The sequence below is a fragment of the Streptomyces sp. NBC_00019 genome (assembly GCF_045041015.1).
Classification (GTDB): Bacteria; Actinomycetota; Actinomycetes; order Streptomycetales; family Streptomycetaceae; genus Streptomyces.
This window is the reverse complement of record NZ_CP108302.1, coordinates 5935261-5950996: the sequence shown is the minus strand read 5'-3', so window position 1 is coordinate 5950996 and position 15736 is coordinate 5935261. Positions and strand designations below refer to the sequence as shown.

Annotated in this window: 16 protein-coding genes; 3 read left to right on the top strand and 13 right to left on the bottom strand. The window is 69.6% G+C overall.

Features of this window, described 5'->3' with window-relative positions:
* Positions 1 to 734 precede the first annotated feature (734 nt).
* Positions 735 to 1754, top strand: a complete 1020-nt coding sequence (gene trpS / locus OHU89_RS28125) for a tryptophan--tRNA ligase (RefSeq protein ID WP_405646861.1) — start codon at positions 735 to 737, stop codon at positions 1752 to 1754.
* Between the two features lie 58 nt (positions 1755 to 1812).
* Here trpS and proC read toward each other — a convergent pair whose 3' ends face one another.
* The 3 genes from proC to OHU89_RS28110 form a co-directional block, all read right to left on the bottom strand.
* A complete protein-coding gene (gene proC / locus OHU89_RS28120) occupies positions 1813 to 2625 on the bottom strand; it encodes a pyrroline-5-carboxylate reductase (RefSeq protein WP_266889249.1) in 813 nt (270 codons plus the stop codon).
* Positions 2626 to 2724: 99 nt separating this feature from the next.
* Complete coding sequence (locus OHU89_RS28115) at positions 2725 to 3513, bottom strand: ABC transporter permease (RefSeq protein ID WP_405646859.1); 789 nt, start codon at positions 3511 to 3513, stop codon at positions 2725 to 2727.
* Positions 3510 to 4322, bottom strand: a complete 813-nt coding sequence (locus OHU89_RS28110) for an ABC transporter ATP-binding protein (protein WP_405646858.1) — start codon at positions 4320 to 4322, stop codon at positions 3510 to 3512. Before OHU89_RS28110 ends, OHU89_RS28115 begins: the two co-directional genes overlap by 4 nt.
* Positions 4323 to 4603: 281 nt before the next feature.
* Between OHU89_RS28110 and OHU89_RS28105 the strand changes: the two genes are divergently transcribed.
* Complete coding sequence (locus OHU89_RS28105; protein WP_405646856.1) at positions 4604 to 6055, top strand: SulP family inorganic anion transporter; 1452 nt, start codon at positions 4604 to 4606, stop codon at positions 6053 to 6055.
* 28 nt (positions 6056 to 6083) lie between these two features.
* Here the strand turns inward: OHU89_RS28105 and OHU89_RS28100 are convergent, their stop codons facing one another.
* The 6 genes from OHU89_RS28100 to OHU89_RS28075 form a co-directional block, all read right to left on the bottom strand.
* Positions 6084 to 6845: a class I SAM-dependent methyltransferase gene (locus OHU89_RS28100; protein WP_405646854.1), complete on the bottom strand. Its 762-nt coding sequence runs from the start codon at positions 6843 to 6845 to the stop codon at positions 6084 to 6086.
* A 63-nt stretch (positions 6846 to 6908) separates the two neighbouring features.
* Positions 6909 to 7415 (bottom strand): EamA/RhaT family transporter, encoded by a 507-nt coding sequence (locus tag OHU89_RS28095; protein ID WP_405646852.1) that lies wholly within the window; start codon positions 7413 to 7415, stop codon positions 6909 to 6911.
* 56 nt (positions 7416 to 7471) lie between these two features.
* Positions 7472 to 7792: a hypothetical protein gene (locus tag OHU89_RS28090; protein ID WP_405646850.1), complete on the bottom strand. Its 321-nt coding sequence runs from the start codon at positions 7790 to 7792 to the stop codon at positions 7472 to 7474.
* A 97-nt stretch (positions 7793 to 7889) separates the two neighbouring features.
* Positions 7890 to 8165 carry an SH3 domain-containing protein gene (locus tag OHU89_RS28085; protein WP_405654684.1) on the bottom strand — a complete coding sequence of 92 codons (276 nt, stop codon included), beginning with the start codon at positions 8163 to 8165 and terminating at the stop codon, positions 7890 to 7892.
* An 89-nt stretch (positions 8166 to 8254) separates the two neighbouring features.
* Positions 8255 to 8536: a peptidase gene (locus OHU89_RS28080; protein ID WP_405654682.1), complete on the bottom strand. Its 282-nt coding sequence runs from the start codon at positions 8534 to 8536 to the stop codon at positions 8255 to 8257.
* 86 nt (positions 8537 to 8622) lie between these two features.
* Complete coding sequence (locus OHU89_RS28075; RefSeq protein ID WP_405646848.1) at positions 8623 to 8946, bottom strand: SH3 domain-containing protein; 324 nt, start codon at positions 8944 to 8946, stop codon at positions 8623 to 8625.
* A gap of 179 nt (positions 8947 to 9125) precedes the next feature.
* Between OHU89_RS28075 and OHU89_RS28070 the strand changes: the two genes are divergently transcribed.
* Positions 9126 to 11219 carry a serine/threonine-protein kinase gene (locus tag OHU89_RS28070; RefSeq protein WP_405646846.1) on the top strand — a complete coding sequence of 698 codons (2094 nt, stop codon included), beginning with the start codon at positions 9126 to 9128 and terminating at the stop codon, positions 11217 to 11219.
* Positions 11220 to 11271: 52 nt separating this feature from the next.
* Here the strand turns inward: OHU89_RS28070 and ilvD are convergent, their stop codons facing one another.
* The 4 genes from ilvD to OHU89_RS28050 all read right to left on the bottom strand — a co-directional run bounded on the left by ilvD (position 11272) and on the right by OHU89_RS28050 (position 15706).
* Positions 11272 to 13125, bottom strand: coding sequence for a dihydroxy-acid dehydratase (gene ilvD / locus OHU89_RS28065; RefSeq protein ID WP_405646843.1), 1854 nt, complete (start codon positions 13123 to 13125; stop codon positions 11272 to 11274).
* A gap of 110 nt (positions 13126 to 13235) precedes the next feature.
* The gene (locus OHU89_RS28060; protein WP_266889261.1) at positions 13236 to 13841 is read right to left on the bottom strand and encodes a TetR family transcriptional regulator; all 606 of its coding nucleotides are present in this window, start codon (positions 13839 to 13841) and stop codon (positions 13236 to 13238) included.
* On the bottom strand, positions 13838 to 14662 hold the full coding sequence (locus OHU89_RS28055; RefSeq protein ID WP_266889262.1) for a sugar phosphate isomerase/epimerase: 825 nt from the start codon (positions 14660 to 14662) through the stop codon (positions 13838 to 13840). The genes OHU89_RS28060 and OHU89_RS28055 overlap by 4 nt, the downstream gene beginning before the upstream one ends.
* Before the next feature lie 102 nt (positions 14663 to 14764).
* The gene (locus OHU89_RS28050; protein ID WP_266889263.1) at positions 14765 to 15706 is read right to left on the bottom strand and encodes a Ppx/GppA phosphatase family protein; all 942 of its coding nucleotides are present in this window, start codon (positions 15704 to 15706) and stop codon (positions 14765 to 14767) included.
* Between the last annotated feature and the right edge of the window lie 30 nt (positions 15707 to 15736).

The following is a 15736-nucleotide window of genomic DNA, read 5'->3' as shown; positions in this document are numbered from 1 at the left end:
GACCATGACGGCCGGAGACGGGGTATCAACTAATCTGGCGTTGATTTTTGGCACGCTGTTGAGTTCTCAAGGAACGGACGCTTCCTTTGTACTCACCCTCTCGGGCTTTCCTCCGGGCTTTTCCCTTCGGTCTTGCGTTTCCGACTCTATCAGATCGTTTCCGGTTCCGATTTCCTCGGTGCTTTCCAGGTTTCCGCTTCCGCGTTTCCCTTTCCGGCGGTTCCGACTCTATCAGATCCTTTCGGGCCTGACTCCCAGTCAGAGGGGTTTGCCTTCCCGGCTGTTGGGCCGTTCCGACGAGTGAGACTTTAGCGGACTCCGTGGCCCCGCGCTAATCGGGACTGCGTCCTTTCGAACGCGGATTCCTCATTTCGCAAATACGCATGCCAATAGAAAAGACAGCAGCCGGATCGACTGGAGTCGACTAGAGGTTGGTACTTGCGGAATGGCTGTCCGGGGACCGACCGGAGTCGGCGCTCACGTCGGACAACTCGGAGAACAGTACGTATCGGCGCGGGGAGTGTCAACTCACGCCCGGACGGGACCCTGGCGGCGTACTCTGGTCCGCATGACGACGCGTACGTACACCCAGCAGTGGTGGGCCGCCTGACGGCGGCCGGTCCTACGTATGCACTCAACGGCCGCCGCTTCGGCGGCCGTTCTCGTATCTCCCTCCAGAGCTCCTGAGGGCCGGCCGTCGGGGACGGCGGTCTCGACCAGGAGGTGGAGAAGAGATGACGCGAGTCTTCAGTGGGGTCAAGCCGACCGGGCATCTGACGCTGGGGAACTACCTGGGGGCCATGCGGCGGTGGGCAGCCGTCGATCAGCACCAGGCCGACGCCCTGTTCTGTGTCGTCGATCTGCACGCGCTGACCGTGGAGCACGATCCGGCGCGGGTGCGGCGGCTCAGTAGGCAGGCGGCGACGTTGCTGTTGGCGACGGGGCTGGATCCGCAGCTGTGCACCGTGTTCGTACAGAGTCATGTGGACGAGCACGCGCGACTGTCGTATCTGCTGGAGTGCGTGGCCACGGACGGCGAGATGCGGCGGATGATCCAGTACAAGGAGAAGGCCGCGCGTGAGCGGGAGCGGGGCGGGAGTGTGCGGCTTTCGCTGCTGACGTATCCCGTGCTGATGGCGGCGGACATCCTGGCGTACGGGGCCGACGAGGTGCCGGTGGGCGATGACCAGGCTCAGCATGTGGAGCTGGCGCGGGACGTCGCGGTGCGGTTCAACCAGCGGTACGGGCACACGTTCGTGGTGCCCCGGGCCACGCCTCCGAAGGTGGCCGCGCGGGTGATGAACCTGCAGGAGCCGCTCTCGAAGATGGGGAAGAGCGATGACACCGGACCCGGGATCGTCTATCTGCTCGACGAGCCCGACGTGGTGCGGAAGAAGGTCATGCGGGCCGTGACCGACAGCGGGCGGGAGGTCGTCTACGACCGGGAGGCTCGGCCGGGTCTCGCCAATCTGCTGGAGATCCTCGCGGCGTGCACGGGTGGGAACCCGGAGGCGCTGAGCGGTGTATATGAGTCGTATGGCGCCTTGAAGAAGGACACCGCGGAGGCCGTGGTCGAGGTCCTCAGGCCCGTGCAGGAGAGGCACAAGGAGTTGTGCGCGGATCCTGGCTATATGGAGGGGGTGCTGCGGGATGGTGCGCAGAAGGCTCGGGCTATGGCCCGGCCGACCGTCGATGCGGCGTATCGGGCGATCGGGCTGCTGCCGGCGGCCGCTGATATCGCCGTGACCGTCTAGGACAGCGTGTGGCGGGCCGCCGCCCCCTGAGATGGATGGAGCAGGGGGCGGCGAGTGGTCAGCTGTTGTTGCCTGAGGCCAGCTCGCGGCTGCGGTCGCGGGCGGCTTCGAGGGCGGCGATGAGGGCGGCTCGTACGCCGTGGTTCTCGAGTTCGCGGATGGCGTTGATCGTGGTGCCCGCGGGGGAGGTGACGTTCTCGCGGAGCTTGACAGGGTGTTCGCCGCTGTCGCGGAGCATCGTGGCGGCGCCGATCGCGGACTGGACGATGAGGTCGTGGGCCTTGTCGCGGGGCAGGCCGAGCAGGATGCCGGCGTCCGTCATGGCTTCGACCAGGTAGAAGAAGTACGCCGGGCCGGAGCCGGAGAGGGCGGTGCAGGCGTCCTGCTGGGACTCGGGGACGCGGAGCGTCTTGCCGACGGCGCCGAAGATCTCCTCGGCGTGGGCGAGGTGCTCGGCGGTGGCGTGGGTGCCTGCGGAGATGACGGACATGGCCTCGTCGACGAGGGCGGGGGTGTTCGTCATGACGCGGACGACCGGGGTGCCTGCCGCGAGGCGCTCCTCGAAGAAGGAGGTGGGGATGCCTGCCGCGCCGCTGATGATCAGACGGCCGGCGGGGACGTGGGGGGCGAGTTCGTCCAGGAGGGTGCCCATGTCCTGTGGCTTGACCGTGAGGATCAGGGTGTCGGCGGTCTTGGCGGCCTCGGCGTTGGTGACCGGGTTGACTCCGTAGCGCGCGCGGAGCTCTTCGGCCCGTTCCTGGCGGCGGGCTGTGACCAGGAGGTCGGCCGGAGCCCAGCCGCCTCGGATCATTCCGCTGAGCAGGGCTTCGCCGATCTTGCCGGTGCCGAGGACTGCGACTTTCTGGGTCATGGCTGCGGGTGCCCTCCGGGGGTTGCGTCGTCCGGGGTTCATCCTCGCACCGGGGATGGGTGTGCGGCTCGGCTGTCCGGTTGGCGGGACGTGCGCGGGCTATGCGGTGCGGCGTCGCAGAGTCGCCGCTCCCAGGGCGAGGACGAGCAGTGCGCAGCCGGCCACGATCAGGGCGTCGCGGACGAAGGTGGCGGTCATGTCGGTGTGCTTGAGGACCTCGTTCATGCCGTCGACGGCGTAGGACATCGGGAGGACGTCGGAGATGGTCTCCAGGACGGGGTGCATGTTGTCGCGGGGGGTGAACAGGCCGCAGAGGAGGAGCTGGGGGAAGATCACGGCCGGCATGAACTGGACGGCCTGGAATTCGGAGGCGGCGAAGGCCGAGACGAAGAGGCCGAGTGCGGTGCCGAGGAGTGCGTCGAGCAGGGCGACCAGGAGAAGCAGCCAGGGGCTGCCGGTGACGTCCAGGCCGAGGAACCAGACGGCGAGGCCGGTGGCGAGGGCGGACTGGATGATCGCGAGGGTGCCGAAGGCGAGGGCGTAGCCGGCGATGAGGTCGCCTTTGCCCAGGGGCATGGCGAGGAGGCGTTCGAGGGTGCCGGAGGTGCGTTCGCGCAGGGTGGCGATGGAGGTGACCAGGAACATCGTGATCAGCGGGAAGATCCCGAGGAGGGAGGCGCCGATGCTGTCGAAGGTGCGCGGGCTGCCGTCGAAGACGTAGCGCAGCAGGAACAGCATCACGCAGGGGATCAGGATCATCAGCGCGATGGTGCGGGGGTCGTGGCGGAGCTGGCGCAGTACCCGGGCTGCGGTGGCGAGGGTGCGGGAGACGCTGAGGGCGCTGGTGGGGGCCGGGGTGGCGGTCGTGGTGGCGGTCGTCGTGCTCATCGGGTCGTCTCCTTCTTGCGTCCGGCTGCCACGGCCTCGTCGACGAGGTGCAGGAATGCGGCTTCGACGGTCTCGGCGCGGGTGCGGATGCGCAGGGCGTCCGGGGTGTCGTCGGCGAGGATCTCGCCTTCGCGCATGAGGAGGAGGCGGTGGCAGCGCTCGGCCTCGTCCATGACGTGGGAGGAGATGAGCAGGGTCGCTCCGCGCTGGGTGGCGATGTCGTGGAAGAGGTTCCACAGGTCGCGGCGGAGGACGGGGTCGAGGCCGACGGTCGGTTCGTCCAGGACGAGCAGTTCCGGTGTGCCGAGGAGTGCCACGGCCAGTGAGACGCGGCTGCGTTGGCCGCCGGAGAGGTTTCCTGCGAGGGCGTCGGCGTGGCTGGTGAGGTCGACGTCCTCGATGACGCGGGTGACGTCGGAGTGGCGGCCGTCAGCGGCGGCGTGGCCGGGGGCGAGGATCGCGGCGAAGTAGTCGAGGTTCTGGCGGACGGTCAGGTCGTCGTAGACGGAGGGGGCTTGGGTGACGTAACCGATGCGGGTGCGCAGGGTGGGGTGGCCGGCGGGGCGGCCGAGGACGTCAAGGGTGCCGGTGACCTTGGCCTGGGTGCCGACGATGGAGCGCATGAGGGTGGATTTGCCGCATCCGGAGGGGCCGAGCAGGCCGGTGATCTGGCCGCGCGGGACGGTGAAGTCGAGGCCGCGCAGGACGGTGCGGGGGCCTCGGACGACGGTGAGGCCTTCGGCTCGGACGGCGGGGCTCTCGGTGGTCTGCGTGCCGGTGTCGGGTGGGCCGGAGGAGTAATTCATCATGTGATGAATACTGCTCTCGTGGACGGGTGCCGTCAAGCCGTGGTGTTCGGCGGCCCGGCGCGCGGCGGCGTGATCGGAAGTGCGCGGTCCGGTTCGTGTGCTCCCGGATCCCTCTGATGGCCTCGGGAAGCGGCTGCGCGATCAACTCCCCTTCTCGACAATGGATTTCAGTGCGAGGTCATATGCCGCGCGCCCAGGTTCGCCGTGCCCTCCCCCGGCACGGCGCCCACGCATCTCCCCGTATCCCGTGACCGTCGTCGATCGTCGGAGGTGCTCCTGTCATGCGCTGTGGTGTTCGCAAGGCCGATCTGTTCGCGTCCCTCGTCGTGTTTCTCGTGGCGCTGCCCCTCTGTGTGGGAGTCGCCATAGCCTCTGGTGTGCCCGCCGAGCTGGGGCTGGTGACCGGGATCGTCGGCGGGCTGGTCGCCGGGGTGCTGCCCGGCAGCAGCCTTCAGGTGAGCGGTCCGGCGGCGGGGCTGACGGTGCTCGTCCACGAGGCTGTGCTGCGGTACGGGGTCGGGGCGCTCGGGGTGCTGGTGTTCGGCGCCGGGCTGGTGCAGTTGGGACTCGGGGTGCTGCGGCTGGGGCGGTGGTTCCGGGCCGTGTCGGTGGCCGTGGTCCAGGGGATGCTCGCGGGCATCGGTCTCGTCCTGATCGCGGGTCAGGTCTACGCGATGGGCGACGCGAACGCGCCCGCCGACGGCCTGGGCAAGCTCGCCGGACTGGTGTCGCTGCCCGGTCTGCTGGACCCGGTGGCGTTGTCAGTGGGGGGTGCCACCATTGCCGTACTGCTGCTGTGGCCGCGATGGAAGCGCGGGGCTCGCCTGGTGCCCGCACCGCTGGTCGCGGTCGGCCTCGCGGCGGCGGTGACCGGGGTGTTCGGCCTGGGGGTGCGGCGGGTCGAGGTGAAGGGCCTGCTGGATGTTGTGCGGCTGCCGGAGGCTGCGGATCTCGGGCGGCTCACGGAAGTGGGCGTGCTGGGGACCGTGATCGCCTTCGCGCTGATCGCGTCCGCCGAGTCGTTGTTCAGCGCGGCGGCGGTGGACCGGCTGCACGACGGACCGCGCACCGACTACGACCGTGAGCTGATCGCCCAGGGCGCGGGCAACGCGGTGTGCGGGGTGCTGGGCGCCCTGCCGATGACCGCGGTGATCGTGCGGAGTGCGGCTGGGGGTACCCCCTTTGGGGGAGTGCAGGCGGGAGCACGGACCAAGGCGTCCCGGGTGCTGCACGGGATGTGGCTGCTGCTCTTCACGGTCGTCGTGCCCGGGGTGCTCGGGGTGATTCCGGTGGCGGCGCTGGCCGCGCTGCTGGTGCACGCCGGGTGCAAGCTCGTGCCGGTTCGGGAGGTGCGGGTGCTGTGGCGCGGGCATCGCGGGGAGGTGGTCGTGCTGGTGGTGACGGCGGCGGCGATCGTCGTCGGCAATCTCTTCGAGGGGGTGTTGGTGGGGTTGGCGCTGGCGGTGGCGAAGACCGCGTGGGACGCCAGCCATGTGCATGTGGAGACCGAGGACGGAGGCGAGGCGGGGATCGTCGTACGGGTGCTGGGGCATGCGACGTTCCTGCGGCTGCCGAAGCTGCTGGACGCGTTGGAGGCGCTGCCGCGGGACCGGGAGGTGCGGCTGGAGCTGGGCGGGCTGCGGCATCTGGACCATGCGTGCGCGGCGGCCCTGGAGGGGTGGGCCGCCGGGCGGGGCCAGTCGTTGGCGGCGAGCGGGAGGGCGACGCCGTGAGGGGGCCCTCGGCAGGGCTCGGTGGGGCTCAGGCCGTGGCGAGCAGCAGGATGACGTCGTAGACCTCTTCGACGATGCCGTCCGGGAAGGCCCGCATCAAGTGGGCGCGCTCCTCGGTGAGGAAGGCGGCGCTCTCCTCCTCGCCGCCCACCAGGAAGGTCGAGTGGCTGGCGATGTTGGCGATGTGGGTGTCGACGGAGATGCGGCGGCGCCAGCGGACCTCGCGGCGGGTGAAGTCGAGGCGTTCGGCGGGGTCGACGGCACGGGCGTTGACGTTGCGCTTCTCCTCGTAGATGTTCACCTCGAAGTGGCGTCCGATGCGTTCGGCGGCCTCCGCGAGCCAGGGCACGTCGAGGGCGTCGGTGTTCCACCACAGGGCGAGCGCGCCGCCCGGGCGCAGGACGCGGACGGCCTCCGGGATCGCGCGGTTCGGGTCGGTCCAGTGCCAGGCCTGGGCGTAGGTGAGGAAGTCGGCGGAGTCGTCGGCGAGGGGCAGGGTGTTGCCGTTGCCGCGGACGATCGGGATGTCGGGGTGGGACCGGCGGAACTGGGCGGCCATTCCGTCGCCGGGTTCGACCGCGAGCACGTCGGCGCCGCGGGCGCGCAGGAGGGCGGTCGCTATGCCGGTGCCGGCGCCGATGTCCACGACGCGGGAGCCGGTGAGGGGACGGCCGGCGAGGTCCTCGACGGCGTCGAAGAGGGCGGGCGGGTAGGAGGGGCGGTTCTCCGCGTACTGGGCTGCGGCCGCGTTGAAGGAGTGGGCGCGGGCGGTGTGCGAGGGAGCCGTCATACGGCCATGGTGGCCGGGTTCGGCGAAGAGAGCGGTGATTTTTCGGTGTGAAGCGGGGTCCGGCTAGGAGCGGCGGCGCTTCTTCGACGGGTTGCCGGTGCGGCGGGTGGTGCGCTTCTCGTGCTGCTTGCGGGCGGTGTCGTACTCCTCGCGGTGGAGCTTCTCGCCCGGGGCCTCGAAGAGGGAGCGGAAGAAGTAGGCGAGGAGCGAGCCGACGAAGCCGATGGCCAGCAGGCCGCGGAGGGAGGCCTGGCGGTCGGGGTCCGCGCGCTTGGTGAAGCCCTCCCAGGTGTGGCGGAAGGCGAGGGCGCTGCAGATCGCGAACATCACGACCATGAGGAGGGTGACGAAGCTGCCGATGTCCGCGATCTGAAGGCCCTGGAAGGCGAAGCGGAGAACGAGGCAGGAGCCGACGACGGCGGCGAGGGAGCCGATGGCGGCGCCGATGCGGCGGGCCGGGTAGCCGTTGTCGTGGTCGACCCAGGTCGTGCCGAAGAAGCGGATGGGTTCGGGGCGGGGGCCGGGTGCGGAGCCCGCGGGGGTTTCCTGGGTGCCGTTGTCGTCGCTCACGCGTCGATTATGGCTCCGGGTGGCCGCGGGCTCCGAGGGGGTTCAGCAGCCCTTGGTCACGAACCCGAACCCGAGCAGCGCCCGGTCACGTAGCCGTCGGCGCCCGTCCTCACGTAGGTGTCCGAGACATAGACGCCATCGGAGGTTTTGTCCCAGATGTTCGAGGTGCCGAGCGGTCCGGTGATCGTCTCGCCCGGCGTCTGACAGGTGATCGAGATGGTCGTGCCCGGCTTGTAGGTCTTGATGATTTGGTAGCTGGTTCCCGGGCCACTACGGGCGTTCACGTTCGAGGTGCCGACCACCGGATAGCCCGCGGCGGCGGCCTCGGAGGCGGCACCGAGGACGGTGAGGAAAGCTGCGGCAGTGCTGGTGAGCACGAGGGATCCTCGCTTCAACAATGTCACGTGGGGGTCCTTTCGAGGAGGACGGTCTGCGGGTCAGCGCTGGCCTGTCCTCTCCATTGGGGTGTGGGGGTCAGGAGCAGCGGGCCGCTACGTAGCCATCGCTACCGGTGTGGACGTAGGCGTCCGACACGTATTCGCCGTTGTCGATGTTGTCCCAGATGTTCGACGTGCCGTACGGACCCGTCACCGTCTCGCCCGGCCTCTGGCAGTAGATCGGAACCTTGGCGCCCTCGGAGAGGACACGGACGATGGTGTAGTTGGTGCCCGGACCGCTACGGACATTCAGGCGATAGCCCGGGGCTGTGTCGTAGTAGACCGCGGCCTCGGCGTGTGCGGCGCCGACCATGAGGAAGGCGCCGGCGAGGCCGGCGAGCATGACGGATCTGCGCTTCAGGGATGACATGGGGGGCCTCGGGGTGGGAGTGGGGGGTGGGTTCAGCTGCAACGGGGGCGGATATAGCCGTCGCTGCCGGTGTGCACGTACGTGTCGGAGATGTACTCGCCGTTGTCGATGTTGTCCCAGATGTTCGACGTGCCGTACGGGCCGGTGACGGTCGTGCCTGGGCTCTGGCACCAGATCGGGACCTTGGCGCCCTCGAGCAGGACCCGCACGATGGTGTAGTTGGTGCCCGGACCGCTGCGGACGTTCACCCGATAGCCCGGCGCCACGTCGTAGTAGCGCAGGGTCGCCGACTCGGCCAGGGGCGACATAGCCATGAGGAAGGCGCCGGTGGCACCCGCGAGCAGGACGGAGCGGCGTCTCAGAGATGTCACTGGTGTTCCTCGAGTGGTGGTGTTGAGGATCAGGCGCAGCGCGAGGCCACGTAGCCGTCGCTGCCGGTGTTCACGTAGGCGTCCGAGACGTACTGGCCGTCGTCGATGTTGTCCCAGATGTTCGACGTGCCGTACGGGCCGGTGATGCTCTGGCCCGGGGTCTGGCACCAGATCGGGACCTTGGCCCCCTCGGCCAGCACACGGACGACCCGGTACGAAGTGCTGGGCCCGCTGCGCACGTTGAGCCGGACCCCCGGCGCGACCGAGTAGTAGCGCAGGGTTGCAGCGGCAGCCGTGGTGACGGCCTCGCTCTCGACGCTGCCGTCTGCCTCTTCGACACGGTCAACAGACATGAAGGCCTCCCCCGTTGGACCCCATGACTCCCATGGGGTCCGTTGATTCCCTGAATCACGCCATGAAACACATGTGCGCAACTCGCGCACGGAGACTAGCAAGCCGCCTCTGACTCGTACGAGTCATCGACTAGGCTCCGTGCGTCGCGCGCGCGGACGAACAGCACGGGGGTGGTTCCATGGCGCCGCAGCACAACACCGGAGCGGGCGCGGAAGCGGAACTTCCCGAGTACGCCGGCCACTACCGTCTTGAGTCCCGCCTCGGTTCCGGCGGAATGGGCGTTGTTCATCGCGCACAGAGCGCCTCCGGAATGACGCTGGCGGTGAAGGTCGTACATGCCGAATTCGCCAAGGACCCTGAGTTCAGGGGTCGGTTCCGGCAGGAGGTCGCCGCGGCTCGGCGGGTGAGTGGTGCCTTTACCGCGCCCGTCGTCGATGCCGATCCGGAGGCCGAACGGCCCTGGATGGCCACGCTGTTCATTCCCGGGTCGACCCTCGCCGACGAGGTGAAGCGGAACGGGCCCATGCCTCCTGCCCAGTTGCGCCGTCTCATGGCCGGACTGGCCGAGGCGCTGCGCGACATTCACAGGGTCGGCGTGGTGCACCGGGATCTCAAGCCGAGCAATGTGCTGCTCGCCGAGGACGGGCCGAAGGTCATCGACTTCGGCATTTCTCGGCCAAAGGACAGCGAATTGCGCACCGAGACGGGGAAGTTGATCGGCACTCCGCCGTTCATGGCGCCCGAGCAGTTCCGCAGGCCGCGGGAGGTCGGGCCGGCCGCCGACATCTTCGCTCTGGGTTCCGTGCTGGTGCACGCGGCCACAGGCCGGGGGCCGTTCGACTCCGACAGTCCGTACGTCGTCGCCTACCAGGTCGTACACGACGAGCCCGATCTGACCGGCGTACCGGGGAATCTCGCCCCGCTCATCGATCGGTGCCTTGCCAAGGAGCCCGAAGACCGGCCCACTCCCGATGAGTTGATGCGGGAACTGCGGTCGGTGGCCGCTTCGTACGACACTCAGGCGTTCATACCGGCGCAGCGGACCGGCGACGAGCCCAGACCGGAACCGCGTGCCGACGGGCCCGTGCGACGGCCCGCCGCGCGTTTCCGCAAGCGGTCGGCCGTGCTGGTCGGAGCGGTCGGACTGGTCGCGGGAGGCGTTTTCGCCTCGATGCAGCTGCTCCCCGACGACAGTCGCCCGACGTCAAGCGCCAGCCCCACGACCTCGTCGCCCGGTTCCGGCACGTGGGAGGCAAGTCCGGTGTCAGCGGACGCCGGCGCACCCCAGTGTTCCTACGGCGACGGAAAGTTGCTCTGCGCCCAGCCCGGCGAGGTCTACGCCCTCTCACCCTCCGACGGCACCCTGCTGTGGCACCGCTCCGTCGCCAAGGCGCGCAGGATCGATCCCCCTGTCCTGTCAGGTGGACTCGTGCAGGTCACCACGGACGAGGAAAAACGAGTGGAGGCGCTCGATCCCGACTCGGGAAAGACGCGCTGGGAGCGGGACCTCCCCACGCACACCAGCATGGGGTACGCCGACGGCACGCTCCTGCTCGGCCATGCCGACGGACGCCTCACCGGCGTGGACTCCGCATCGGGGGACACCAGGTGGAGCCGTCGGATGTCGGGCCAGAAGTCCCCGTATCTCGCCTCGTTCGCGGGTGATCCGTTGATGTACGCGACGACCATGTCCGGCGACGGGTCGGGCACGCGGGTCTCCGCGGTGGATCCGGGCACGGGTGACGTGCGCTGGGCGGCACGCTTGGAGGGAGGACTCCAGCCCGTGGGCTCCGGCGACGGGTCCGTCTACTTCCTCTCCCTCGACACGGTGTACTACGACACGGACGCGGTGGTCCGCTATACCCCGGAGTCCAAGAAGTACCGCCGGGTGGCACTGCCCGTCGCACGCGAGGGCGTCCACGCCGGTGTGCACGGAGACCGTGTCTACCTCCTGGCCGCCGGTGGTTCGCTGGAGGCGTTCGACCTGGGCACGGGGAAGCGGCTGTGGCAGCTCGAGACAGCCGTGCCCCGCGGATCGACACCGGTCGCCGACGGTGACCACGTGTACGTCACCGCCCCCGACGGGCGACTGCTCGCCGTGTCCGCCGACCGGGGGACCCTGATCGGGCAGACGCCCCCGCGACTCGGCGCGAACGCGGACCGGGTGCCACCCGCACTGCCCGACCCGATCATCGCCGACACCCACATCTACGCCTCCGCCCCCGACGGCACCGTCTTCTCCGTGACCGCCCGCACCCCCTCGGCCTGGTGACACGAAAAGGGCCGCCTCCGAAGAGGCGGCCCTCGCGGCAGAACCCTGAGGCTCAGCCCAGCTTCGAGACGTCCCGCACCGCGCCCTTGTCCGCGCTCGTGGCCATCGCCGCGTAGGCCCGCAGCGCCGCCGACACCTTGCGCTCGCGGTTCTTCGGGGCGTAGACCCCGCCCAGTGCCGCCTCGCGGCGGGCCAGTTCGGTGTCGTCGACGAGGAGTTCGATGGTGCGGTTCGGGATGTCGATGCGGATGCGGTCGCCGTCCTCGACGAGCGCGATCGTGCCGCCGGCCGCCGCCTCGGGGGACGCGTGGCCGATCGACAGACCGGAGGTGCCGCCGGAGAAGCGGCCGTCGGTGACCAGGGCGCAGAGTTTTCCGAGGCCGCGGCCCTTGAGGTAGGAGGTCGGGTAGAGCATCTCCTGCATGCCGGGGCCGCCCTTGGGGCCCTCGTAGCGGATGACGACGACGTCGCCTTCCTTGACCTGCTGGGTCAGGATCTTCTGGACGGCCTCTTCCTGGGACTCGCAGACGACCGCCGGGCCCTCGAAGGTCCAGATGGACTCGTCGACGCCGGCCGTCTTCACGACGCAGCCGTCGACCGCCAGGTTGCCCTTGAGGACGGCCAGGCCGCCGTCCTTGGAGTACGCGTGCTCGGCGCTGCGGATGCAGCCGCCCTCCGCGTCCTCGTCCAGCGTGTCCCAGCGCTCCGACTGGGAGAACGCCTCGGCGGACCGGACGCAGCCCGGGGCCGCGTGCCACAGTTCCAGCGCCTCGGCGGAGGGGGAGCCGCCGCGGACGTCCCACGTCTTCAGCCAGTCCGCCAGGGACGGGCTGTGGACCGAGTGGACGTCCTCCCGCAGCAGGCCCGCGCGGTGCAGCTCGCCCAGCAGGGCCGGGATGCCGCCGGCGCGGTGCACGTCCTCCATGTAGTACGTGCGGTTCTTCGCGACGTTCGGGGCCACCTTCGCCAGGCACGGCACCCGGCGGGAGACCTCGTTGATCTCCTCCAGGCCGAAGGGGACCTCCGCCTCTTGGGCCGCCGCCAGCAGGTGCAGGATCGTGTTGGTCGAGCCGCCCATCGCGATGTCGAGGGCCATGGCGTTCTCGAAGGCGGCGATGGTGGCGATGTTGCGGGGCAGGACGGTGTCGTCGTCCTGCTCGTAGTAGCGCCGGGTGATGTCCATCACCATGCGCCCTGCGTCCTCGTACAGCGCCTTGCGGGCGGTGTGCGTGGCCAGGACCGAGCCGTTGCCGGGGAGGGAGAGGCCGATGGCCTCCGTCAGGCAGTTCATCGAGTTGGCCGTGAACATGCCGGAACAGCTGCCGCAGGTCGGGCAGGCGTTCTCCTCGATACGGAGGATGTCCTCGTCCGAGATCTTCTCGTTCACGGCCTCGGACATCGCGTCGACCAGGTCGAGCGTACGGACCGAGCCGTCGACCAGCGTGGCGCGGCCGGACTCCATCGGGCCGCCGGAGACGAAGACCGTGGGGATGTTCAGACGCAGGGCCGCGTTCAGCATGCCCGGCGTGATCTTGTCGCAGTTGGAGATGCAGATCAGGGCGTCGGCGCAGTGGGCCTCGACCATGTACTCGACCGAGTCCGCGATGAGGTCGCGGGAGGGCAGGGAGTACAGCATGCCGCCGTGGCCCATCGCGATGCCGTCGTCCACCGCGATGGTGTTGAACTCGCGCGGGATGCCGCCGGCCTCGACGATCGCCTCGCTGACGATCCGGCCGACCGGCTGGAGGTGGGTGTGACCCGGCACGAACTCGGTGAAGCTGTTGGCGACCGCGATGATCGGCTTGCGGCCGATGTCCGCACCCGGTACACCGGAGGCGCGCATAAGGGCGCGTGCGCCCGCCATGTTGCGGCCGTGGGTGACTGTGCGGGACCTCAGCTCGGGCATCGTCGCTCGCTCCTTCAGACAGGTAGGGCTGCTATCGAGCCTACGCCGGTCATCCAGGGGGCGGACACCATGTCCGCAATACGGGACGACCGTCTCACCTCACAAGGCGCTCACGGGTTCGTCAGATGCCCCTGCACCACCGGCGCCACCCGCGCGATGATCTGTTCCACGTCCGCCGAGGCGACCGGCTCGATCCTGATCACGTACCGCATCATCGCGACCCCCACCAGCTGCGCGGCCGCCAGCTCGGTGCGCAGCTCCGCGTCCGGGGCGTCGAGCTCCCCGGCGATCCGACGCATCAGTTGCGTGGAGATGAGGCGGCGGAAGACCGCGGCCGCGGCCTCGTTGTTCACCGCCGACCGGACGATCGCGAGCAGCGGCTTGCGGGTCACCGGGTTCTCCCAGAGACCGAAGATCATGCGGGTCATGCGCTCGCCGACATCGTCGAGCGGGCCCTCGAGGACCGTGTCCCGCACCTTCAGGGCCGGCGAGAAGGCGACCTCGACGGCCGCCTCGAAGACCTGTTCCTTGGTGCCGAAGTAGTGGTGGACCAGGGCCGGGTCGACGCCCGCCGCCTTGGCGATGCCGCGCACCGAGGTCTTCTCGTAGCCCCGCTCGGAGAACTCCTCGCGGGCCGCGGTCAGGATGCGGTCGCGGGTGTCGGCCGATTCCGTACCGGGCGGGCGGCCCCGTTTCCGCGAGGTGACGCCGGTCATGGCCGCGGCACCTTCACCGCGGAGGCCAGATGCAGCCGCGTGAAGGCCAGGGCCTCCGCCAGGTCGGCCTCACGTTCGGCGCTGGACATCGCCCGCCGGGTGTTGACCTCGATGACGACATGGCCGTCGAAGCCGGTCAGGGCGAGACGTTCCAACAGCTCGGCGCAGGGCTGGGTGCCGCGGCCGGGGACGAGGTGCTCGTCCTTGGCCGAGCCCCGGCCGTCGGCGAGGTGGACGTGGCCGAGGCGGTCCCCCATGCGGTCGACCAGTTGCATCGCGTCGGAACGGGAGGTGGCCGAGTGACTGAGATCGATCGTGAAGTGACGGTAGTCCTCCTTCGTCACGTCCCAGTCGGGGGCGTACGCCAGCATCTCGCGGTCGCGGTAGCGCCAGGGGTACATGTTCTCGACGGCGAAGCGGACGTCCGTCTCGTTCGCCATGCGCCAGATACCGCTCACGAAGTCGCGGGCGTACTGACGCTGCCAGCGGAACGGCGGGTGGACGACGACCGTGGACGCCCCGAGCTTCTCGGCGGCCGCCTGGGCGCGCTGGAGCTTGACCCAGGGGTCGGTGGACCACACGCGCTGGGTGATGAGCAGGCAAGGGGCGTGTACGGCGAGGATCGGGATCTGGTGGTAGTCGGAGAGGCGGCGCAGGGCTTCGATGTCCTGGCTCACCGGGTCGGTCCACACCATGACCTCGACACCGTCGTATCCGAGGCGCGCGGCGATCTCGAAGGCCGTCGCCGTGGACTCCGGGTACACGGAGGCCGTGGAGAGCGCGACCTTCGCATCCGGGATCCGTACGACTGGTTCTGCCACGGGGGTCAGCCTAAGGGTTGCGGTGGGTGGGGTGCGGGGCACCTATTCGCCGTTGTGGCGATCGCCATAGACGAGTGTGGGGGTACGGGTTCCCCGCGCCCCTCAGGTGCCCACAGCGGATCCCATGTGATCAAGTCGCCGCAGAATGACGCCTTCCCGCAAAGCCCACGGACAGACCTCCAGGTTCTCCACGCCGAACAGGTCCATCGCGCCCTCTGCCACCATCGCGCCCGCGAGCAGCTGTCCCGCACGGCCTTCCGAGACGCCGGGCAGCTCGGAGCGCTGCGCCACCGTCATCCCCGCCAGCTGTGGCACCCACGCCTCCAGGGACTCCCGCTTCAGCTCGCGCTGGACATACAGGCCGTCGGTGGAGCGGGCGGCGCCGGCGAGGCGGGCCAGCTGCTTGAAGGTCTTGGACGTGGCGACGACGTGGTCGGGGGCGCCGAAGCGGGCGAACTCGCCGACGGTGCGGGCGATCTGGGCGCGGACATGGCGTCGTAGCGCCCTTATGGCCTCGGGGTCCGGAGGGTCGCCGGGCAGCCAGCCCGCCGTCAGTCGGCCCGCGCCCAGCGGCAGCGAGACCGCCGCGTCGGGCTCCTCGTCGATGCCGTACGCGATCTCCAGGGAGCCGCCGCCGATGTCGAGGACCAGCAGCTTTCCGGCGGACCAGCCGAACCAGCGGCGGACGGCGAGGAAGGTGAGGCGGGCCTCCTCGGCGCCGGTGAGGACCTGGAGCTCGACGCCGGTCTCGGCGTGCACGCGCGCGAGGACGTCGTCGGCGTTGCTGGCCTCGCGCACCGCGGAGGTGGCGAACGGGAGCAGGTCCTCGACGCCCTTGTCCTCGGCGGCCTGAAGGGCTTCCTTGACGACACCGATGAGCTTGTCGACACCCTCGGGGCCGATCGCGCCGCCCTCGTCGAGGAGTTGGGCAAGGCGCAGTTCCACCTTGTGCGAGTGCGCGGGCAGCGGGCGCGCGCCGGGGTGGGCATCCACCACCAGCAGATGCACCGTGTTCGATCCCACGTCGAGGACACCGAGTCTCATGTACGGAACGCTACTGCCACCCGTGCGGTC